Origin of the sequence: Micromonospora sp. CNB394 (genome assembly GCF_000374985.1) — a bacterium.
GTDB lineage: Bacteria > Actinomycetota > Actinomycetes > Mycobacteriales > Micromonosporaceae > Micromonospora > Micromonospora marina.
In genome coordinates, this window is the sequence record NZ_KB895853.1 from 45,236 (window position 1) to 67,192 (window position 21,957).

The 21,957-nt window shown below is 73.5% G+C and carries 13 protein-coding genes; 2 read left to right on the top strand and 11 right to left on the bottom strand.

Annotated features, from left to right (window positions below; all coding sequences use genetic code 11):
• Positions 1–537 carry a response regulator transcription factor gene (locus C569_RS0124135; protein ID WP_369754014.1) on the bottom strand — a complete coding sequence of 179 codons (537 nt, stop codon included), beginning with the start codon at positions 535–537 and terminating at the stop codon, positions 1–3.
• A 167-nt stretch (positions 538–704) separates the two neighbouring features.
• Positions 705–1,061, bottom strand: coding sequence for a hypothetical protein (locus tag C569_RS0124140; RefSeq protein WP_018788313.1), 357 nt, complete (start codon positions 1,059–1,061; stop codon positions 705–707).
• Positions 1,062–1,314: 253 nt separating this feature from the next.
• Between C569_RS0124140 and C569_RS0124145 the strand changes: the two genes are divergently transcribed.
• Together C569_RS0124145 and C569_RS0124150 are read left to right on the top strand one after the other, a co-directional pair.
• Positions 1,315–3,546 carry a BTAD domain-containing putative transcriptional regulator gene (locus tag C569_RS0124145; RefSeq protein WP_018788314.1) on the top strand — a complete coding sequence of 744 codons (2,232 nt, stop codon included), beginning with the start codon at positions 1,315–1,317 and terminating at the stop codon, positions 3,544–3,546.
• Positions 3,547–3,614: 68 nt separating this feature from the next.
• Positions 3,615–7,058, top strand: a complete 3,444-nt coding sequence (locus C569_RS0124150) for a BTAD domain-containing putative transcriptional regulator (protein WP_026268585.1) — start codon at positions 3,615–3,617, stop codon at positions 7,056–7,058.
• Here the strand turns inward: C569_RS0124150 and C569_RS0124155 are convergent.
• Genes C569_RS0124155 through C569_RS33375 form a run of 9 tightly spaced genes read right to left on the bottom strand, consistent with a single transcriptional unit; the run spans position 7,045 to position 21,837 of the window.
• Positions 7,045–7,344 carry a YbaB/EbfC family nucleoid-associated protein gene (locus C569_RS0124155; protein ID WP_018788316.1) on the bottom strand — a complete coding sequence of 100 codons (300 nt, stop codon included), beginning with the start codon at positions 7,342–7,344 and terminating at the stop codon, positions 7,045–7,047. The two genes, C569_RS0124150 and C569_RS0124155, sit on opposite strands and share 14 nt — an antisense overlap.
• Before the next feature lie 39 nt (positions 7,345–7,383).
• The gene (locus C569_RS0124160) at positions 7,384–10,692 is read right to left on the bottom strand and encodes a right-handed parallel beta-helix repeat-containing protein (protein WP_018788317.1); all 3,309 of its coding nucleotides are present in this window, start codon (positions 10,690–10,692) and stop codon (positions 7,384–7,386) included.
• Positions 10,689–13,340, bottom strand: coding sequence for a hypothetical protein (locus tag C569_RS0124165; protein ID WP_018788318.1), 2,652 nt, complete (start codon positions 13,338–13,340; stop codon positions 10,689–10,691). Before C569_RS0124165 ends, C569_RS0124160 begins: the two co-directional genes overlap by 4 nt.
• A 4-nt stretch (positions 13,341–13,344) precedes the next feature.
• Complete coding sequence (eccB, locus tag C569_RS0124170; RefSeq protein ID WP_018788319.1) at positions 13,345–14,709, bottom strand: type VII secretion protein EccB; 1,365 nt, start codon at positions 14,707–14,709, stop codon at positions 13,345–13,347.
• 6 nt (positions 14,710–14,715) lie between these two features.
• Entirely contained in the window at positions 14,716–16,110 is a 1,395-nt protein-coding gene (gene eccD / locus C569_RS0124175; protein WP_369754016.1) for a type VII secretion integral membrane protein EccD, read from the bottom strand.
• Positions 16,111–16,150: 40 nt separating this feature from the next.
• Positions 16,151–20,107 (bottom strand): type VII secretion protein EccC, encoded by a 3,957-nt coding sequence (locus C569_RS0124180; protein ID WP_018788321.1) that lies wholly within the window; start codon positions 20,105–20,107, stop codon positions 16,151–16,153.
• The gene (locus tag C569_RS0124185) at positions 20,104–20,451 is read right to left on the bottom strand and encodes a hypothetical protein (RefSeq protein ID WP_018788322.1); all 348 of its coding nucleotides are present in this window, start codon (positions 20,449–20,451) and stop codon (positions 20,104–20,106) included. Before C569_RS0124185 ends, C569_RS0124180 begins: the two co-directional genes overlap by 4 nt.
• Positions 20,444–21,637, bottom strand: a complete 1,194-nt coding sequence (locus C569_RS33370) for a hypothetical protein (protein ID WP_155945601.1) — start codon at positions 21,635–21,637, stop codon at positions 20,444–20,446. Before C569_RS33370 ends, C569_RS0124185 begins: the two co-directional genes overlap by 8 nt.
• A 38-nt stretch (positions 21,638–21,675) precedes the next feature.
• On the bottom strand, positions 21,676–21,837 hold the full coding sequence (locus C569_RS33375; RefSeq protein ID WP_155945602.1) for a hypothetical protein: 162 nt from the start codon (positions 21,835–21,837) through the stop codon (positions 21,676–21,678).
• Positions 21,838–21,957: the final 120 nt, after the last annotated feature.

The window sequence follows — 21,957 nt, forward strand, 5'->3', positions numbered from 1 at the left end:
TCAGATCATTCCGGAACGGAATGCGTACGCTACCGCGTGCGACCGGTTACGCAGCTTGAGCCGGTGAGTCAGACCGTAGATCACATTCTTGACGGTCCGCTCCGAGTAGCAGAGCTCCCCGGCGATCTCCTGGGTGTCCAGCCCGTCGGCCATCAGCCGCAGTACGTCCACCTCACGCGGGGTGAGACCAGCCGCGTTGAGCCCGTTGGGAGCGAACACCTCGCGCTGCAGTCGCTCGACGTGCTTGAGCAGCTCGCCGACCATGCTGGACGGTAGCACCCCGCCCCCGCTGGCGGCGGCCAGCACGCTGTGCGCGAGCCGTTCTCCGCTGACCGCCGCGCGGGGCAGGACCGCCACCACCCGGTTCTCCACCGCGGTGAGCAGCTCACCTTCGTTGATCTCGTCAATCACCAGGACGACCGGCAGACGGGTCTCCAGTGTCCAGCGGCGTAGCAGCGCCACCGCGCTCGAGGTCAGCCGGGCGCTGGCGTAGATGAGGACATCGGCCTCCGCCCGCTCCTCCGCGGGCAACAGGATGATCTCCTGGCCGGCCTGCAGGAAGCTGGCGAGTCCCGCGTGACTGAGCGGATCCGACGCCTGCAGGACCACCCGAACTCGTTCCACTGAATACCTCCGCGTGTCGTGGGGACGCCGCGACAGTCTGGGCGGACGGTCTTCAGAAAACCTTCACGCCCCGACGACGGTCAGTGCAGCGGTCCGGTCGGTGGTGGGGGTCGGCGCGCCCGGCGCAGCGCCTCGATGTACTTCGGGATCTCCTCGGCGACCGTCTCCCACCAGCCGGGAGCGAGTTGGTCGGCGAAGACGGCGTCGACCAACTCCGCCGCGGGCTCCGCGGGAAGCTGACCGATCCGCGGAGTGGGCGCCTGCCGCCACCTCTGGATGACGCGCAGCCGGGCACGGACCTCCGTCAGGACGCGTTCCAGATCGGCGATGGCCTCGTCGGCCCGGCCCGCGTCGAGGACCAGTCGGCCCTCCTCGGCGAGCGTCCGGAATAGTTCGCCCGCGAACGGGCTGGTCGAAGCATCGGGGTAGGCCACCACCGGTCGAGTCCACCAGGCCGGTCGGTCCGTTGGGAACCCGCCGAGACAATCGCTGCCCTCGCCTCCGCCTCGGGTTGCCCCGGATCCCGGTCGCCCCAGGCTTCCGGCCGGCGAACATTGCACGACAGGTTCCTTACATCCCGGCCATTCGGTGGCAGACCAGGACAGCCGCCACTAGAAATGGGAGCGTGCAAGCCGGAGCGACGAGGTAGCAGTGTCTGATGAGTACGGCGTTTCCGCCGAGCCCGGTCGGTTGGATCTCCGGCTCCTGGGACCGGTCCAGATCCGGCGGGACGGAGTGGAGCGTCCACTGGGGTCCGGCCGTCGCATCGCGGTGCTCTGCGTGCTCGCCCTGCACGCCGGCCGGGCCGTCAGCCGCGATCGGCTGGTCGCCGCGGTCTGGGGCGACGACCCCCCGGCCAGCGCCACCGGCAACGTCTACACCTACATCTCAACCCTGCGGCACCTGCTGGAGCCGGGCCGTGACCGGTGGACGGGCGGTCGACTGCTCACCTCGGGCGGCGGGACCTACCAGCTGCACGTAGCCGCGGATTCGGTCGACGTGGTCCGGTTCGAGGCGCTGCGGGAGTCGGCCCGCGCGCACCGGGCCGCCGGTGACCCCGTCGCCGAACTGGCCGCCGTGGAGTCCGCACTGCGGCTGTGGCGCGGTGTGGCGCTGGCCGGCGTGCCGGGCCCGTTCGTCGAGGCACAGCGGCGCCGCCTGGCCGAACTGCGACTCGCCACCCGCCAGCGGTACGCCGATCTGCTGACCGTCGCCGGCCGCCACGACGAGGCGCTCCGGGTCCTGCGCGAACTGGCGGCGACCCACCCGGCCCGGGAGAGCGTACGGGCCACGCTGGCCGTTCCGCTCCAGGTCACCGCACCTGGTGTCGAGGCGGCGCATACGCACGCCGCCGCTGCGACGGCCCGCCCCGGACCCGGACCGGCGAGGACCGGCCCTCCCGAGCGTCCCGTCCTGGTCGGCCGGCGCGACGAGGTGCGGCGGTTGCGCCGGGCCGCCGCCGGAGCCGCCGCGGGTCACGGTGCCAGCATCCGCGTCGAAGGCGCCGCCGGCATCGGCAAGTCGGCCCTGCTCGCGGCGGCACTGCGGGGTGCCGCCCGCACCGGCTGGGCGGTCGGTGACGAGGTCGCCCAGCGTAGGCCGCTCGGCGTCCTGCTGGAGTGCCTCGGGTCCGCCCTGGCCGGCGAGCCGACCGGGGTGGCTCTGGTCGCGCAGCTCGCCGGCCTCGATGCCACCGGCTCGGACGCGGAGGTGGCGGACCGGGCGGTCGAGGTGATCCGCCGGGCCGTCACCGCCGCACCTCTCGTCCTGGTCGTCGACGATCTCCCGTGGGCCGATCCCCTCACGCTGCGGGTCTGGGCGATGCTCGGCGCGCAGGCCCGCCGGCTCCCGCTGCTGCTGGTGGCCGCCGCCCGCACCGGTGCGACCGGTACCGAGTCGGTGCCCGCCCACGAGCGCATCGAGTTGGCGCCGCTCGGCAGCGACGCGGCGGCCGCACTGGTCCGGGCCGCCGCCGGCGAGCCGCCCGACCCACAGCGGCTGGCACGGATCCTCCACGACGCCGCAGGCAGCCCCTACTATCTGCGGCACCTCGCCGCCGCCGTGCCGGGCGACGTCGACCTGGCCGCCGCGGTCGACCCGCATCTCGCGCCGCTGCCCGAGCAGGTCCGCCACCGGCTTCGGACGGTCGCCCTGCTCGCCGGGTACGGGCTGACGGCAGCGGGGACCGAGCCGGTGGGCTGCACCCTGGCCGAACTGTCCGCGGTCACCGATCGGTCGCGCGGTGACCTGCTCCGCACGCTCGGGCCGGCACTGGCGGCCGGAATCCTCGCCCACGGCGGTGACCGGTTGGAGTTCCGGCACCCGATCGTCGCCCGGGCCCTCTACGAGTGCACACCCGCCGCCCTGCGGGGCACCCTGCACCGGTCCTTCGCCGAACGACTCGCCGCCTGCGGCGCGCCGCCCGAACGGGTCGCCGCGCAGCTGCTCGCCGGGGAGGTACCGCTCGACCGGGCCACCGGCGAATGGCTGGCCGGGCACATCGAGCTGCTGGCCGAGCGGGCACCGCGGATCGCGATCGCCGCCCTGGACCGGGCCCGCACCCAGGCCGACCTCGAGCCTGCCCGGCGGCTGTCACTGACCGCCTGGCTGGCCCGGTTGCTGCTGGAGCAGGAGCGTAACGCCGTGGCAGCGGCCAGCTGGGTCGCCGCCCGCACCACCGACCTCGATCTCGAAGGGGAGATGCGCTGGGTGGCAGCCCGCTCGTACGAGCAGCGCGGCGAGTTCGAGGCCGCCGCCGACATCGCATGGTCGGCGCTACGGGAACACCGGCTCCCACCACACTGGACCGGCCGGCTCAAGGACCTGCTCACTCGGATCCGTCCGCACCTGCCTGGTGATCCGACCGCACCGCGCATGTCGCGCTCGGCGCTCGTCGGCGGGCAGATTCCCGTCCTGCGGTGAGCCGCGCCTCATCCCCCGCCGCCAGGCCGACAGACGGCGGCGTCGGCGGGCCCGCCCCGGACGACCGGCTGCGGGTCAGTGTCCTGGGCCCGGTCCGGGCGTGGCGCGGCGCGCGTGAACTCGCCCTCGGGCCGGCCCGGCAACGCGCCGTGTTCGCGCTGCTCGCCACCGCCGCCGGACGGCCGGTCGGGCGCGACGACCTGATCAGCGGCGTCTGGGACGGCTCGCCACCACCGACCGCGACCGGCAACCTCTACACGTACGTCTCGGGTCTCCGGCGCAACCTCGGCGACGACCTGATCCTCTCCGGACCGTCCGGGTACGTCCTGCGGCTGCTCCCCGGTGAGCTGGACAGCTTCCGGTTCACCGCACTCTGCGCCCAGGCGAGCGACACCGGCGACCGGGAGCCGACGGTCGCCGGCAGCCTGCTCGACGACGCGCTGCGGCTGTGGCACGGTGAGGCGTACGCAGGGCTTACCGGTCACCGGTTCGAGGTGGAGCGGGCCCGGCTCGCCCAGCAACGGCTCGACGCAGTCGAGCAGCGGGCCCGACTGCTCTGCGAGTTGGGCGACGAGTCGGTGGTGGCCGAGTTGACCGGGCTGGTCCGCGACCATCCGCTGCACGAGCCGCTGCACGAGCTGCTGATGCTCGCCCTGGACCGGGCCGGTCGGCGGGCCGAGGCGTTGGAGGTCTACCACACGGCCCGACGTACCCTCCGCGACGAGCTGGGCGCCGAGCCGCGTCCCGCCTTCACCGCCCGGTACGAGCAACTGCGCACCGCCGCCGCACCGCAGCCGGTCACGCCGCGCCGGCTCCCCGTGGTACTGCCCCCGCAGGTGTTCCAGGCGCTGCGCGACCGGCCCGCCGGCCACCGGTTCACCGGGCGGGACGGCGAGTTGAGCCGGCTACGCGACAAGCTCCGGGCGGTCACCGACGGGCAGGGTGCAGCGGTCTGGGTCGAGGGCGAACCGGGCATCGGCAAGAGCGAACTGCTCGCCGCCGCGTTCACCGACGCCGGTGAGCGGGGCTGCCAGCTCGCCTGGGGCGTCGCCGCCGGACCGGGCCTGCGCGCACCTTTGGCGGTGTTGGCCCGGGCTTTGCGGCTCGACCTCGCGTCGGGGCGGTACCGGGTCACGGTGCCCGCGGCCGGGCCGGAGGCCGACGGGACCGACGAGACCGACGAAGCCGACCCGGCCGCTCGCGTGCCCGGGAGCGAGCAGGTGCTGGCGTACCTCCGGCGGGCCTGCGCGACCGCCCCGCTGGTACTGGTCGTGGACGACCTCCAATGGGCCGACGCGGCCACCGTACGGGTGTGGAGCCAGCTGGTCGCGGTCACTCGGCGGTTGCCGCTGCTGCTGGTCGCGGCGGCCCGGCCCCACCCGCGACACCGGGAGCTGGCCGAGGTGCGACGCCGCGTGCAGGCCGGCGGCGGGCTGGTGCTCCAGCTGGGTCCCCTGCCGCCGGAGGCGGTCGAACAACTGGTGATCAGCCAGGCCGGCGCTCCGCTCGGGCCGAATTTGGCCGCGGTGGTGCCGGCCAGCGGCGGCAACCCGCTGTGCGCCCGGGAGATGACCGAGGCGCTGCTGCGTAGCGACGTCGTACGCGTCGACGGGGGCCTGGCCGACATCCCGGACACCGTCGCGGTGTCCGCACCGGACTCACTGGTCAGGGCCATGTGCACCACGGTCGAGGTGCTGGCTCCCGACACCCGGCAGGTGCTGCGGGCAGCCGCCCTGCTCGGCGCCGGTTTCGCCGTCGGCGACCTGGTCGCGGTGACCGGTCGCGCCGCCGTGGATGTGGTGTCCGGTCTGGAGGAGGCGCTGGCCGCCGGTGTCGTCGTGGCCGTCGACCGCGACCTGGCGTTCCGGCACGGGTTCCTGCGTCAGGCGCTCGTCGAGCAGATCCCGGTTGCGGACCGGCCGGCGCTGCACCGGCAGGCCGCCGAGGCGCTGCACCGGCACGGCAGCCCGGTGAGCCGGGTCGCCGAACAACTGGCCGCGCGGCCGGTGGTACTCGACAACTGGGTGGTCACCTGGCTGGTCGCCCACCTCGCCGAGTTGGCCCGGCAGGCTCCCCGCGTCGCCACCGACCTGCTGCGTCGGGCACTGGACAGCGGACTGCCCACGCCACCACAACGCGCACAGCTCCTGGTCGGGCTGGTCAGGCTGGACTTCCGGCACGCCGGTTGGCCGCTGGACGAGGCCCGTGAGGCCGCCCGTTCGGCAGTCGATCCGGCTGACCGGGCCGAGATGCGGCACCTGCTCGCCACGATGCTGAACCGACGCGGGGACGCCGGCACCGCGATCGGCATCCTCACCGACGCGATGGCCGACAGGTCCGTCCCGGAGCTCTGGCGTACCCGGCACCGGATGCTGCTGGCACAGATCCGCCAGGGGCCGCTGGACGACCTCGACCAGGCGGACCGCACCGCCGGGGCGCTGCACGGCGAGGCGATCGCCGCGGGCCAACCGTACGAGGCGGCACTCGCCCTTCAGACCAGGTGGCTGACCAACTCCGTCCGGCGTGACCACGAACAGGCGCTGCACTACCTCGACCAGGCGCTGGACCTGCTGGTCGGCCGCCCGGCGTTCGCCGGCATGTACTTCCACCTGCTCGACAACCGGGTGTTCACGTTGCAGAACCTGGACCGGTTGGACGAAGCCGAACAGACCCTGCGGGCGGCCACCCGCTATGCGATCCGGCACCGGCTGCCGCGCAGCCTGCAGGTCGCCACCGCCGTCCAGCACTACTGGCGCGGTCGGTGGGACGACACGTTGACCGAGGTCAACTCCGTCACCGACGACGCCCCGGGGATCACGTTCCTGGGTACCCGGGAGCCGGCCGCGGTCGCCATGCTGCTGCACGGTGTGGCCGCGCTCGTCGCCGCCCGCCGGGACGAGCCGGAACTGGCCCGGGCGCACCTGGAGTCGGCCGAGGTCCTTCCGTCCAGTGACGCCGAGCGGGAGTGCCGCGACTTCCTGCTGGCGGCCCACGCGACCGTCGCCGAGCGCGACGGCCGACCGGCCGACGCGCTGGCGGTGCTGGAGCCGTTACTGATGTCCGGGTACGCCCCGATGCTGCTGCGCCACCAGTGGCTGCCGGCCCTTACCCGGCTCGCGCTCGCCACGGGCCGGGTCGAGATGGCCGAGCGGGCGGTGGCCGTCTGCGCCGACGAGGCCGCCAGAGAGGTCCGCCCGGCGCGGGCGCATGCGGCGGTGGCGCGCTGCCGGGCGTTGGTGACCGGAGACCCGGCCCCCGTCCTCACCGCGGCGGCCCGCTACCGCAGGACCGGCCGGGTCACCGAACTCGGTGCCGCACTGGAGGACGCGGCGGTGCTGCTCGCGGCGAGCCGCCAGCCGCATGCGGCGGCCCGGACCGGCGGCGAGGCGGCCGAGCTGTACACCCTGCTCGGTGCCCGGTGGGATCTGCGCCGGCTGCGGCGCAGGCTCACCGAATACGGCATCGACCCGGCCGGCGGCCCGGTCCGCGCCGACCTGCTCAGTGCAGGGTGATCTCGACCGGACCGAGCTTCTGCTCGGCGAGGGCGCCGGCGGACGCGGCGGCGGCACGAACCGCCTGCGCGATCGCGTCCTGCAAAGCTTCGGGGTCCCGCCGGTCGAACACGTCCGGATCGACGCGGACGGCCTGGAGTCTGCCGAGGCCGCTGACCACCATGGTCACCGCGCCGTCGGCGGACCGTCCGGTGACGACCGATCTGGCCAGGGTGTCCTGCGCGTCCCGCATCGACTGCTCGAAAGCCTGTGCCCGGTCGAGCAGTTGCTGTAGTTCGGGTGTCATTGCGCCTCCGTTGGATCGGTTCCGCGGCCGGTGGGCGGCTCAGCCGACCGCGGCCAGGCCGACGGCGGGCTCGCTGGTGGCGACGCGCCGGGCGGTCACGCCGTGCAGGTCGGCGAGGGCCAGCGTGCGGGACGCCGCGGTGCGGGTGAGCTGCCACGAGTACAGGTGCGCGGCCCGGACGGTACGTGCGGGCAGTCCCGCCGCGAGACCCACCAGGGCGGCCCGGACATCGTCGGGGACCTCGTGACCGCGGCGCACCAGATGCCGCACGACGATCTCGGCCAGTTCCTCCGGGGAGTAGGCGGGCATCGACCAGTGCTGCCCGAATATCTCACCGACGGCGGGAACGGCCCGGCTCAGCGCGGTCGCCGTTTCCGGTTCGGCGAGCAGCACGACGACCGGGTCGCCGGGGGTACGGCGGGTCTCCGCGACGAGGTGCTCGATGATCTCCGGCCCGGCGCCGGTGCCGTCGTCGGCCCAGTCGACCAGCAGCACCCCGCCCTCGGCGTCACGCAGCGCCGCCTCGACCAGGCTGCGGGTCTGGCCCGGCCACTGCGGCGTCAGGTCGTGGCTGCCCACCCGGATCAGCTGCCCGACCGGGACGAGGTCCAGTTCGGACAGGCCCGCCGCGTAGAGGCGGGCGATCTCGCTGCGCCCGCTGCCGGACGGGCCGGAGATCACCGTGTTGGCGTGTCTGCCGTACCCGCGTCGCCGGTTCCGCAGCTCGCAGAGCTGGAGCAGGGTCGCGCCGACCGCGTCCCGCACCGGGGCGACACCGACCAGGTCACAGACCCGCCGCCAGCTCCGGGCGGCGTTGATCGCGGCGGCCGGATTGCGGGCGGAGTCCGGCTGGTCGGACTCCGCCACCGGCATGGTGTCCAGCAGCTCCAGCTCCGGAACCAGGTCCAGCGCGGTGAGCCGGTTGAGTTCGCTGTCCTTCGACGGTGGGGTGGTGGCCAGCCGCGACGCCTGATTGTTGATCATCGCTTCGAAGAGCTTGCGGGCCACCCGGCCGTTGCCGAAGGTCGCGTTCTTCGGCACCCGGGTGAAGTACGTCCGCAACGCCTCGACCGCGTCGTCGGTCAACTCGTAGTAGTGCTTGCCGCACAGGTTCGAGGTGATCGTCACGAGTTCCTCGACCGAATAGTTCGGGAACTCGATGGTCCGGGTGAACCGGGAGGCCATGCCGGGGTTGGAGGCCAGGAATCTCTGCATCAGCTCGGAGTAGCCGGCCACGATCACCACCAGCTCGTCGCGGTGGTCCTCCATCATCTTCATCAGCGCGTCGATGGCTTCCTGGCCGAAGTCCGGTCCCGACCCGCCCGACCCGGCCGACAGCGTGTACGCCTCGTCGATGAAGAGCACCCCGCCGAGCGCCTTGGTGACCAGCTCGGTGGTCTTGATGGCCGTCGAGCCGATGTACTGGCCGACCAGGTCCGCACGCGCCGCCTCGACCATGTGGCCCTTGGTGAGGATGCCCAGCTCGGCGAGGACCGACCCGTAGAGCCGGGCCACCGTCGTCTTACCGGTTCCCGGCGGGCCGGCGAAGACCAGGTGACGGCTCATCGGCGGCATCGGCAGGCCCATCTCCTGCCGCACCTGCGCCATCTTGATCAGGTTGATCAACGCAGTGACCTCGTGCTTCACCTCCCGTAGCCCGATCAGGCCGTTGAGTTCACCCAGCGGTCCGCCCAGCTCGGGCACGGCCGGTGGCGGACCACCGTCCTGCTCGTCCCCGCCGGACGGATCTGAGGACGCCGGCCCACCGGACGCCGGGGACACCGGTTCCGCCGGCCGGTCGGAACTCAGTCCCTCGACCGTCAGCTGCGCGTCGGCGACCCGCCGGACGTCCTCCACGCCGCTGTCCTGCACGACACAGCGGAGCAACGTCACCGGTTCCGGGGTGTCCACGTCGACTCCGACGGTGCCGTTGCCGAGCAGCTCGCAGTCGGTCAGATCGCCCCGGCCGCCCCGGCCGAACGCGACACCGGCATGCCCCGCCCGCCGGACGCGGGTCTCGGTGGCCGAGATCACCCCGGCGGGGCCGACCTCGATCCCGGTGCCCGCCGCCTCGACGACCTCACTGTCCCGCAGCCGCAGCTCGCCGTGCTCGACACGGACGCCGGTACCCCGGATCAGGGCGGTCCGCAGTTCCAGGACGGCACCCCCGCCGACGACCACCGCGCTCGCCGCCGTACCGGTGATCCGTGCCTCGTGCACCGCGCCACGCGCCCCCTCGGTGACTTCGAGCGCGAGCGCCGGACCCGCCGCCACCACCAGGTCGGTACCCTCCAGCGCGGCACCACCGGCGACCCGCAGTCCGGCTCCGGAGCTGATCTCGGCCCGCAGCCGTTGTACCACTGCCGACGCGGACTCGTCGACGACCGCGAGGTGGGTCGTGGTACCCCGGATCGTCGCCCCCGCGAAGCGGGGCGCGGACGATCCGGCGACGCTGATGCCGATCGGCGTGTCGGCGAACGTGCAGTCGGTGAAGACCGGCCGGGCCGCTCCGGTGACGTGCACGGCGCTGTGTCCGGCGCCGCCGAACAGGCAACCCTCGAAGCGGGGCGCAGCGCCGTCGGCGATGTGCGCTGACTGCACCGCCGCGCCGGTGAACCGGGAGTCGGTGACGACCACGTCGACGGCGCCGCGAAGGAACAGGTCGACGTTGCTGCTGTCGGTGACGGTCAACCGACCCATCCGCGCCCAGCCCCGCTGTTCCACCACGACGGCCGGTTTGCCGGCCCCACTGATCTCGGCCTGCTCGACGGTCAACCGCCCGTCGCCGTTGACACAGACGCTGTTGGCGCCGGTGTCCCGCACCGCGCACCGCCGCAGGGTCAGCACACCCGTCTCGGTGACGACCACCCCTGACCCGGCCACCTCGCTGATCACCGTGTCCTCGATGGTGCTGGGCGCCGCCGAGGTGACCACCACCCCGCTCCCGGCCGGGCCGCGGATCTCGCAGCCGCGCAGGGCCACCGAGCCCTGCAGCCGGGCGAGCAGCGTCGTCCAGGACGCACCGCTGATCACGCAGTGGTCGAGCGCGGCCTCACCGGAATAGACGTCGACGGCGGCGAGGGCGGGATCGGCACTGGCCAGGGTGATGCCGCGCAACTGGGCACCCTCCCCGTGCACCACCAGTACGCTGCCCTCCTCGACCCGCACCTCCACCGAGCCCGGTTCGGCCGCGCTGATCGTGATCCGGTCGCCGACGACGATCTTCTCGGCGTACCGGCCGGGATGGACGGTGATCGTCGCCCCGGCCCGGGCACGGGCCACCGCGGCACCGATCGTCGGGTACGCGCCGGGCTTGCCCCCGCCAACCACCAGTACCTGTCGGGTCATCCCCCGCTCACCTCCTCATCCGCCGGGCGGCGGTCCAGGCCGGGCAGCACGCCGAACCGCTCCCGGGCGGCCGAACCGACCCGCCGGGCCGGTTCGGCCTCGGCCCACCGGTTCAGGCTGCGCCGCAGCGATGTCGCGGCGAGTTCGTCGAAGGACGCCCGACCGGGATCGACTCGCCCGTCCGGACCGATCTCGGTGGCCCCGATCTCGCGCATCAGGATGGCGCCGCGCTGGTCGCCCGCCGGCTCCCGCAACTCCAGGATCTTGAAGTGGGTTCCGGGCAGGAACAGCACCCGGTCCTCGACCCGGTCGTCGCCCGCCGGCTCCAGCAGCGCCGTCCGACGGGCGGTCATCGACCAGATCAGTACGTCGGTGTCGCCCGGCTGCCCCGAACAGGGCGCGGTCAGCGCGGTGACGAACGACCAGTCGGTGACCGGCCGGCGCTGCCGGTAGTACGCCCACTCCGCGGCCAGCGGCGAGGTGCGGTAGATCGCCGCGCCCCGGTAGGACGGCAGCCGGGACAGCCCCGCGACCACGCACCGCGCGAACGGTACGTGCGGGCCGATGGTCCCGGACCGCAGGCCGACGTCGACAGCAGCGCCCCGCCCGGACAGATAGAGGCGGACCGCCACCGAGTCGGCGAGGATGTCGTCGGCACTGACACCTCCCGAACCCTGCAGCCCCGGATGCTCGGACATGATCCGGGCGACCGAGCTGGCCATCGTGTCGAAATCCCGACTGAGCGCGCGACGCAGCCAGGCCCGCTCGTCGTCGAGCTGGCGGCGCTTGGGCAGGAGCGCGGACGCCGATGCGGCGGGCACCGGCTGGTGCCGTACCCCCAGGTCCACCGGGCCCGGCGCGGGTCGGGGTGGCGCGGCGGTGACAGCTGGGGGCGGCGCTGCGCCGGCCGGCCGGTCCGGCGCCGCAGCGGGCGGCACCACCAGCTCCGCGGCGGCCATCCCCGGCGGGGCGACCGGAGCCGGCGGGGCGGCGACCGGCTCGGTGCCGGCCACCGACCGGGCCGTCACGGGGGTCACCGCCGGCTCGGGCACCGCGACCGGCCCGATCGGGACCGGCGGCGGCCCGGCCGGTTCCGGGTGGGACGACGGCTCCGCACGCACCGGCACGGCTGCCGGAGGTACGGGCGGAACGGCCACCGTCGCCGGCTCCGCCACCGGGACCGGCGGTGCGATGGGCGCGGCCACCGGCGGAACCCGGTCCGCTACCGGCGCGGGGACCGGTCGCACCGCCACCGCCGGATGGACGACGGCCTCGGCCATCGGTGCCGGGACGGCCGTCACGGCCGGCTGCGGTGCCTCCCGAGGCGCCCGGATGACGATCGGCGGTGCCGTGGCGACCAACACCGCCTCCGCCCGGCCCGCCGGCCGCTGCCGTACCAGCTCCGACGTCGACAGCAGCGTGTGCTCCGGGCCGGTGCTGCTCTCGACCCGGGCCGCGAGGTCCTCGGCGAGTTCACGCATCCGGCCGGTACGGTCGGCCACCGAGTCGTCGAAGACCAGCCTGCTTCCCTCCGGGTCGAGCCGCAGGTCACGGATCTGGTCGGCGTTCGGCGGAACCTGCGCCGAACGCACCCACAGCCCGGCCTGGACCACCTCGATCACGGCGTCCGGGGCGTACCAGTAGGTCCGGCTCTCGATCTCCTCGACGTGGGGCAGCGGGGCACGGTGGCGCAGCACCGCCGGACGCCGCCCCTTCACGGTGTCCCGCGAACGCGGGACGTAGCCGAGCTCCAGCGCGAACGGCTGCCAGCCCAGCACGCCGTCGGCGCGTACCGCCCGGATCTCGTACTTGTACGGAGCACCGATGGGCACGCCGGTGTAGCAGATGACACCGGTCGCGAGCAGGTCGGCGAGGGCCTGGCCGAACGCCTCGCCCTCCGGCAGACGGACGTCGCCGTACTGGACGAACCGGGCCCGGTCCCGGCTCTGCGGATCGAGGCCACGCCAGAAGCGGACCACGTCGTCGAGAGAGAGCGGCGCGGTGCCGGGGCAGCCGAGCAGCACCGTCATCACCTCCGGCTGGCACGGAACGTCGGTGACCAGCCGCTGACGATGCTCGGCCACCGTCTCCGGGTCGCGTACGTCGTGGATCCAGACGCCACCCGGCAACGGCTCGATCTCCCCGGTCGAGCTGGACGCCCGCCGCTCGGTCGCCGCCTTGTCCCACATCGGGGCCGGGTAGCGCTTGGCGTCCCAGGTAGGCGGTTTACCCGGACGGAACCTGATCCACCCACTGTTCGGTGTGGAGTGCACGAACAGCCCGCCGCCCGCGCCCCGGATCAGCTCACCGTCAGGGGCGATGACGGTGCGGTTCAGCCGCTCCGACAGCCACTGCCCGGCCATCGCAGCCGTGTCGCCGTACGACCCACAGGCCATCAGCCGGATGCCTCGGCGGCGTCGGGGCAGCACGAGCGCCATCGACTCCCAGGATCCGATCGGCAGGCTGTGTCCCAGATCGAGCACCACCACGTCGTTGTCGGCGTCCTCGACCACGGTCAACGCCAACGACTGCGCCTCGGCGCTGATCGTCTCCTCGGCGTGCAGCACCATCGCGTTACCGACGGTGTGCTGGACGACACCGCCGGCCGGGCCGCCCTGGCCGCGCAGCAGACCACGGATCACGGACATGCCTTCACCCTTCCGCCAGGCTGGTAACGGCTCCACGGCTCAACACCGGCCCCTGGGGCAGCACCGACAGCAGTTCCTTCGGGAACGGCACGGGGCTGACGCCGGAGAGCTTCAGCGCCGCCACCGTGGATTCGTCGGCCAGGCGGTGGACCCGGCCCTCGTCGGAGATGAACGCGAGCTGGCGGGTGGCCGCCGGTGAGGCGGCCGGCACCGGCAGCACCAGCATCCCCGAGCCGCGGCGGACCTGCACGGTCGCCGTCCCGTCGGCGGTGACCCCCGAGTCCCCCGGTGCAGCGAGGACCACCACGCCGGCGACCGTCTCGGGCCCGACCTGGATCTGTCGCACGCAGACGGCCTGGTCGGCGGTCTCGGCGAGCCGCCACGACGCGACGTCGGGCAGGCGGTCGAGCAGCGTCCGGTCGGCCGAACGGCGGGCGTCGACGATCGCGGCCGACCCCACCTCGACCGGGGGCTGGGTGGTCGCGGCGTCGGCGATCAGGAACTCGGTTCGGCTCATCGGTGCCAGCCCGTCCCGGCGCAGGACGAAATGCTGCGCCGAGCCGGTCTCCGCGCGCTGCCGGAACAGCGTGCCGACGGGGTACCGCCGCCCGCCGACCGGAGGTCCGGTCTCGCCCGCCCCGGCGATCTCGGCGGGAGCCAGCGCCGGGCCGCCCCGAAGCCAGTCGAGCCACATCTTCGGGGCCGGCGGCGGGTCGAGCGCGGCAGCACCGAGGGCCACCAGCACCGCCTCGTCGTCGATCCGGTACCTGAGCTGGTTGGCCAGCAGGTACCGCGTCCCGGCGCCGTCGCGGACCACCAGGAACCGGTCCGGTGGCAGGACGGTGGTGGGGCCGCTCGGGGCGAGCTGGACCCCCAGGCCGGTGTTGCCCCCGGCGGGTGCCACCGAGCCGGGCAGGCAGGCCAGCCACGGGCCCCGGGTCAACGCGTCGGCGGCGGGCATCTGCCGCGGGGCGCCCACCAGCCCCAGCGGCACCCCCCGGGGCACGTCGGTCAGCGAGTTCCTCGAGATGAGTTTGACCTGACCCGCCGCGCCCTGGATCAGCATCGCCGACGTGAGGTCGGGCACCTGGTGCAGGACCCCGTCGACGACCACGTACCGGTTACCGGTTTCCTTCTCCACCAGGATCACGCCGGCCTGCCGGTAGGCCCGGCTGCCGCCGGGGACGATCCAGCCGTAGACCGCGAAGCCACCCAGCACCAGCACCAGCACGACGACCCCGGCCAGCAGGCCGGTCTGGGAGCGGCGGCCGGGGATCTCCGCCCCGGTCGGATCCCCCTCGACCAGGGCCGAGCTGAGCCGGCCCATCATGAACGTGTGGGCGTGGACGTGGTCGCGCTGCGTCTGCACCCCGGCCTACCCGAACAACCCGCGGGCCCAGGCGTACAGGCCGAGGATCTGCGCCAGCACCGGCAACACCGCCACCCCCGTCACCACGTCCAGGAACGTCGCCGTGTACTCCCAGAACGGCAGTAGCCGCCGCGGCCAGGGCCGCATCGCGGCCAGCACCAGCGGGACCAGCACCGCCAGCAACCCGGCCAGCAGGACCCACCGCCATCCGTCGGGCAGCAGTTGGGAGAAGCGATCGAGGACCATCAGGTACCCGACCGTACCGGCGGCGGTCAGCGCGACGCGCTGCCACAACCCGAGGAAGGTACGCGCGCGCAGCAGGATTGCACTCGCAACCGTCGACACCAGCGCCCACCCCGCCCAACCGGGTGTCGCGAGCACCAGATCGAACAGGACCGGGAGCGCGAGCGCGACGCTGACCATCGTCACCGTCAGGTAGGTGTCGGCGTCGTCGGTGCGCTCCCGCACCACTTCGGAGGGGACCGGCTCGATGTCGTACGACATGTCGGCGCCGGTCTTCGGTAGCTGCGGCCCGCGCAGCCGGGCGAACTTCACCACCGCCCGGGGCGCCACCACGACCACCGTCAGCGCCACCGTGACGGCGATGCCGGCGCTCTGGTGCCAGGCCAGCGACGAGGCCAGGTGTACCAGCACCAGCACACTGGTCGCGGTGCCGGTCGCCGCGAACACCAGCATCGGGGCGAACGGCAGGTGCGGGGTGAGGGTCCGCTGGGCCAGCAGCAGCACCGCGGCCACCCCGGCCACCGCGGTCGCGGCGGCCAGCACCGCCGGTCCGGTGACGGCGATCCCGGTCGGATCTGCGTCCACCGCGCCGGCGGCCGCCAGCGCCGCGAACGCCGCGGCGGCAGTACCGAAGAGCAGCGAGAACGCGCCGTCGGCCACCCGGCGGGCGTAGACCAGCGCCGCGGTGAGGAACGCCGCCGCGAGGACACCGGCGGCGACCACCTGCGCCAGCACCGGACCCCGATCGGTGAGCAGCACGGCGAGCAGGCTCAGCGCGACGGAGGACAGCACCAGGAACAGCGGCCGGCGGTACTCCGGCTGCCAGCGGTCCGAGCGGCGGTTGACGGTGGTGGCGATGCCCTCCGCGATGTCGTCGAAGTCCAGCTCGGGCAGCGGATCCTCGGCCCGGCGCAGGTGCAGTACCTCCCCTTCCAGCCAGTCCAGGCTCTCCGGGGTGGCGGCGAGGTCGAACGGGGCCGCGCCGAGACGCTGCAACACCCAGGCGCCCCCGGTGTCGTCGCCCTCGGGCCGCCAGTCCGGCACGGCGTGCTGCAGCAGCATCGGCAGCAGAGCGGCCACCGGCATGGTGGACGGGACAGCCACGTCGACCCTGCGGTCCGGGCCGACGACGCTGATCCGGCACAACCGCCCCTGCATCGCGGTGGTCACCCGCGTACTCCCTTCGAAGCCGGAAGGCTCATTCGACGTATCCGGTCTGCATCAGCGACACCCCGCGGCGGGTGACCCGCTGGGCCCGTCCCGGCGGCAACCGGCGCGGCGCCGCCTCCCCCAGGAACTTGCCCTCTTCCTTGGGGTACGACAGCAGGGTCGCCGGCGTGCCGAGTTCCCAGAGCCGGCGGATGACCGGGTCCATCATGGCCCGCATCGCGCCGGAGGTGCTGCGGGCGACGATCAGGTGCAGACCGATGGTCAGGCCCTGGGCCAGCAGCGGCAGCAGCGGTTCGAGCGTCGAGCCCACCCCACCGCTCTTGGTCATCAGGTCGTAGTCGTCGACCACGACGAACAGCTCCGGCCCCTCCCACCAGTCCCGCCTGCGCATCCGCTCGGACGAGATCTCCGGGCCCGGCACCCGCCGGTTCATCGACACCGCGGCCTGCCCGGCAAGCTCGAAGAGCTTGTCCCCGGTGAAACCGAACCCGACCTGGTAGGCGGCCGGCAGGGCGGTGTCCAGGTCCCGCCGGGAGTCGCCGAGCACCACCTTCGCCTGCTCCGGGGTCCAGCGTCGCTGGATCGCCCGCAGCACCAGACGCAGCACATTCGACTTGCCGGTCTCGTTGTCCCCGAAGACCAGCAGGTGCGGGGTGGTCATGAAGTCGTGCCAGACCGGGGCCAGGCGCTGCTCGTCCAGGCCGAGGCAGACCCTGAACCCCGGTTCCGGGTCCGGCAGCCGTTCGACCGGCAGTACGGTGGGCAGCATCCGTACGCTGGGGGCCGGCGGACCGGACCAGAAGGTGCCGATCTCCTCGGTGACCGACTTGGTCGCCTCGGCCAGGTCGGTCACCTGCGTACTGCCGTCCATCCGGGGCAGCGCGCCCAGGAAGTGCAGGCCGTCGGAGGTCAGGCCACGGCCGGGCTGGTTCGGCACGGTGGCCGCCTTGCGGGAGCCCACCTCGGACTCCATCGCGTCGCCGAGCCGCAGCTCCAGCTTGGTGCCGATCAGGTCACGCAGCCACGTCCGCATCTCCGACCAGCGGGTCGCCGTGATGATCACGTGGATGCCGAAGGACAGCCCCCGCGAGACGAGTTCCTGGAACCGGCTGTCCAGCTCGGTGAAGTCCTGCTTCATCGTGTAGTAGCCGTCGATGACCAGGAAGACATGCCCGAACGGGTCGTCGATGTCACCGCGCGCGCGAGCCGCCAGGTAGCTCTGCATCGAGTCCAGTCCACGCGCCGCGAACTCGGCTTCCCGCCGCTCCATGACCTGCCCGATCTCCTGGATCGTGCGGACCACCCGGTCCCGCTCCATGCGGGTGGCGATCGAGCCGATGTGCGGCAGACCGGCGACCGACGACAGTCCCCCGCCACCGAAGTCCAACCCGTAGAACTGCACCTCCTGCGGGGTGTTGGTGAACGCCAGGCCCAGCAGCAGGCTGCGCAGCAGCGTCGACTTGCCGCTCTGCGGCGCACCGGCGATGCCCACGTGCCCGTCGGCCCCGCCCAGGTCGACGGTCAGCAGCTCGCGGAGCTGGTCCTGCGGTCGGTCCACCACACCGACCGGCACCCGCAGCCGGCCCTGCGCGTCCGGGTCGTCCACGGTCATCCCACGTACCGGGTCCGGCACCACGCTCGGCAGCAACGCGTCGAGGCTCGACGCGGCCGACAGCGGCGGAAGCCAGACCTGCCGGGCCGGCGGCCCCGACCCGGCCAGCCGGTCGAGCAGCACCTCGACCAGGGTCGGCCCGGTCGCCGCCTCGGCCTCCTCCGCCAGCTCGGTCGGCTCGGCGGCGATCAGCCGCTCGCGGCCGGGGTCGTGCCGGGTGTCGACCTGCCGGCCGGTGAACTCGACGACCCGCAGCGGGGCCGGCTCGTCGTCGCGGCGTTCCCGCACCGCCCCCGTCCCGGTGTACGGGCCGGAGACGTACGCCGACTTGAACCGGACCAGGTTGGTGGTGTCCAGCCGGAGGTAGCCGTTGCCCGGCTCGGGCGGCAACTCGTACGCCTTGCCGACCCCGATCACCGACCGGGACTCCATCGACGAGAAGGTACGCAACGCGATCCGGTACGACAGGTGCCCCTCCACCCGGTTGATCCGGCCCTCGTCGAGGCGCTGCGACGCGAGCAGCAGGTGCACCCCGAGGCTGCGGCCCAGCCGGCCGATCGAGACGAACAGGTCCATGAACTCGCTCTTGCTGGAGAGCAGCTCACTGAACTCGTCCACGATGATCAACAGCACCGGGAACGGCACCAGCTGGGCACCGGCGGCCCGCGCCTTCTCGTAGTCGAACAACGAGGCGTACCCGCTGGCCCGCAACGCCTCCTGACGTCGGGTCATCTCGCCGTTGAGCGCGTCCTGCATCCGGTCGACCAGCGGCAGCTCGTCCGCCAGGTTGGTGATCACCGCCGAGGTGTGCGGCAGTCTCTCCATGCCGAGGAAGGTCGCGCCGCCCTTGAAGTCGACCAGCACCAGGTTGAGGATCTCCGAGCTGTGCGTGGCGGCGAGGGCGCAGACCAGCGTCCGTAGCAGCTCCGACTTCCCGGACCCGGTCGCCCCGATGAGCAGCCCGTGCGGACCCATCCCGCCCTGCGCCGACTCCTTCAGGTCCAACTCGATGACCTCGCCGTCCTCGGTGACCCCGATCGGCACGGTGAGCCGGTTGCGCTGCGGCTGCCGGGTCCGCCACAACGCCGGTACGTCGAAGGTGTAGGCGTCGCGGATGCCGAGCAGGGTAGTCAGCTCGAAGCTGGACTCCATCGGCTCGTCGACCACGTCGAGGGTGCCGCTGGTCCGCTTCGGCGCGATGATCCGGGCCAGTGCCTCACTCGCCGTCACGTCCAGGCCGTCCCGCTGCGCCGTGCCGGTGGTCTCCCCGGCCGGGTACGAAACCTGGTCGTCCGCCACGGACAGGCGCAGCACCTTCGGGCCGCCCGGCATCCCACCGGTCAGGTCGAGCAGCACCACGTTGCGGATCCCGGCACCCAGCAGGCGGGCACTCTCCGGCAGCTCGACCAGATGAGCCACGATCACCAGGAACGGCTCGACGGCCGACGGCCGGGCCGCCCGGTCGTGGTCACCGCGGTCGCCGACCTCCGGGCCGAGCAGGTCCATCAACTCCTCGTACCGGCCGGAGAACAACCGCACCGGCCCGGCCGAGTCGTACGCGGTGGGGTGCGCGTTGTGCGGCAACCACTTGACCCAGTCCCACGGATCGCGGTGCACCTCCTCGGCGAGCACCGCGACCCGCAGCTCGTCCGGAGCGTGGAACGTCACCAGCTGCGCCACCATCGCCCGGGCCAGGGCGACCGCGGACTCCACATCGCCCTCGAACTCGATGCTGGTGAAGCTGCGCAGCCCCACCGAGATCGGGATGCCGGACACCGTCCGGTACGCCTCGGAGAAGCGCCGCAGTGAGATGGACGACAGCGGTTCCAGGTCCTCGATCGGCTTTGTCGACGGCGGACTCAGTTCGAGCATGGCGTTCTGCCGGCCGATCCCGATCCGTACCCGGCCGAAGTCGTCGTGGCTGGGCCGCCGTTCCCACAGCCGGCTGCTCATCGCCACCGACCACAGCCAGCTCGGCTGCGGGTTGTTCCAGAGCACGTACTGCCGCTGCTGGTCCGCCGCGGCGCGGGCACGCCTGCGCAACTGGCCGATGTAGCGCAGGAAGTCCCGGCGTTCCCCGCGCATCTTGCGTTTCCGGTCGGCGGCGGCGCGGCCGATCTGCATGACGCCCATCAGCAACATACCGGCGGCCATCGCACCACCCATCACGTACATGATCGGTGAGCGGCTGAACAGCCCGAACATGGCCATCATCGCGCCCATGCCGAGGCCCATCGGCACGATCATCGCGAACGACCGGAAGTCCAGCGGCGCCTCCTCCGCCATCAGCGGCGGCTCCTGCAACTCGAGCCGGCCCTCGGGCGCGTCCGGACCGGCCGCCCGCGGCGGGCGCTTGACGGTGACCGTACTCATCCGAGCACCCCCGGGCCGGCGCCGCCGCCGGTCCAGGCGGCATCGTCCTGGTGGAGCAGTTTGACCGCGTACCGGTCGTTGCGGAACCGCTCGGCGGCCTTGAGGTCGTCCTCCTCCTCGTCGTCGGACCGACGCTGGGAGGCCGGTCCGGCCGTGCGCGCCTCGGCCTCGGCCCGCGCGCGTTCCTCGGCCTTCCGGGCCAGCCGACGCTCCCGCATGATCAGGTACCGCTCCTCGACGGAGGGTTCCCGCCCACCGCAGCTCAGCCGCTCGTCCTCGTCGGCGGTCCGGGCTCCGGTGGCCGTCCGCCGCCACACCGCCCGCCCGGTCAGGTGCTCAGTCATCGTTCGCCTTCCGGTCCACCTCGCCGGTGCCTCCGTCCAACCAGGACGCACCGGCGTCGTCCCAACCGGTCGTGTCGGTCTGCTCGTCGTCCGGCAGGATCACCGGTACGAATTCGTCGCCCGTCGGTGCGTCGGCGTCCGGGTCCTCGGTCGCCCAGGTCGCGGCCTGCTCGGTCAGCAGTTCGGCTGACTCGGGCCGGTCCGGGTCCTCCCGGTCGTCCTCGGACTGGCTGATCGGGCCGACGACGGGGCCACGGTGTTCGACCGGAACCGCCGTTTCCCGGGCCACCGGTGGCGTCGGCGGGCTGACCGCCCGGACCGGGGTACCGGGATTCGTCCCCGGTACGGCCGGGGCGTTACGGTTCGGCCCCGACCCGGCCGGGGCGGTGGCCGCTGCCGCGAGGGACGCTGCGGCGGCCAGCCCGGCAACGGCCACCGCGGGTGGGGGCTGCGCAGGCTCCGCAGGCGCGACAAGGCCCACTCCGCCCGTAGGCGTCCCGCTTCGGGCGATCGGCTCACCGGAATGCGGTTCGCCGGGCTGCGGTCCACCGGCTGGCAGCCAGTCCGCGCCGTCCGCGCCGACCAGGCCACTTGCGACGGGCCGCTCCGGCACGGCAGCTCCACCACTCGCCGGTCCCGCTGGCTGGGCCGGTACGGACACGCCGGGCACCCCGGGCCATTCCGGCATCCCGGGTTCGCGGACGTCCGCAGCCGGCACGTCAACCGCCGCGTCGGCCGGGACGGGCACGCCGGGACCGGTCAGCCCCGGTCCCCCGGGTCCGGCGCCCGCCGGGGCACCGGGCAGGTCGACACCGGTACCCGCCGGGTGCCAGGCGCCCGGATCGGCTCCGATCAGGCCCTGCGCGTCCGGGGTTTCCGGCATGCTCGGGCCACCGCCGCCGCCCGGAGTTCCCGCAGGACCGGGCAGGCCCGGCATCCCGGCGAACGGCGGGGCCATTCCGGTGTACGGCGGGGTGCCCACGTCCGTCGGTGAGTTGCTCGCACCCGGAGGCAGGGTGCTCATGTCCGGAGGCGGAGTGCCGACCGGCTGGGCGCCCAGGCCCGGACCGCCCGCGGCGGTGCCGTCCGGCGCGGCCGGGCCGTCCGCCTCGCCCCCGCTTCCCTGCCAGTTGCCCTCGTCTCCGGTGACGAGCCCGTTGGCGTCCGGCAGGTCGGGAAGGGGCACACCGTCCGTCCCGCCCGGCCCGGGAGCACCCGGCGGCATCATCGGCGGAACCATCGGCGGAACACCCGGCACCACCGGCACATCCGGCGCACCAGGAACCTCCGGCACCACCGGCGCACCCGGAACAGCCGGCGCACCCGGAGCAGCCGGCACATCCGGACCCAGACCAGCACCACCAGAACCCACACCCGACGGCGCATCCGGCACCGGAGCCCCCGGAACCACCGGCTGCCAATCCCCCGGATCCCCCTCCACCAGACCACCCGAATCCGGCACCTCAGGCAACTGCCCACCAACACCCGGACCACCAGCACCCGGCG

What these genes read in the sequence shown, in the direction of transcription:
- C569_RS0124160 (WP_018788317.1), bottom strand. Translation starts at nt 10,692, where the DNA reads ATGACCCGACAGGTACTGGTGGTTGGCGGGGGCAAGCCCGGCGCGTAC.
- C569_RS33375 (WP_155945602.1), bottom strand. Translation starts at nt 21,837, where the DNA reads ATGCGCCGTCGGGTGTGGGTTCTGGTGGTGCTGGTCTGGGTCCGGATG.
- C569_RS0124165 (WP_018788318.1), bottom strand. Translation starts at nt 13,340, where the DNA reads ATGTCCGTGATCCGTGGTCTGCTGCGCGGCCAGGGCGGCCCGGCCGGC.
- C569_RS0124185 (WP_018788322.1), bottom strand. Translation starts at nt 20,451, where the DNA reads ATGACTGAGCACCTGACCGGGCGGGCGGTGTGGCGGCGGACGGCCACC.
- C569_RS0124155 (WP_018788316.1), bottom strand. Translation starts at nt 7,344, where the DNA reads ATGACACCCGAACTACAGCAACTGCTCGACCGGGCACAGGCTTTCGAG.
- C569_RS0124180 (WP_018788321.1), bottom strand. Translation starts at nt 20,107, where the DNA reads ATGAGTACGGTCACCGTCAAGCGCCCGCCGCGGGCGGCCGGTCCGGAC.
- eccD (WP_369754016.1), bottom strand. Translation starts at nt 16,110, where the DNA reads ATGCAGGGGCGGTTGTGCCGGATCAGCGTCGTCGGCCCGGACCGCAGG.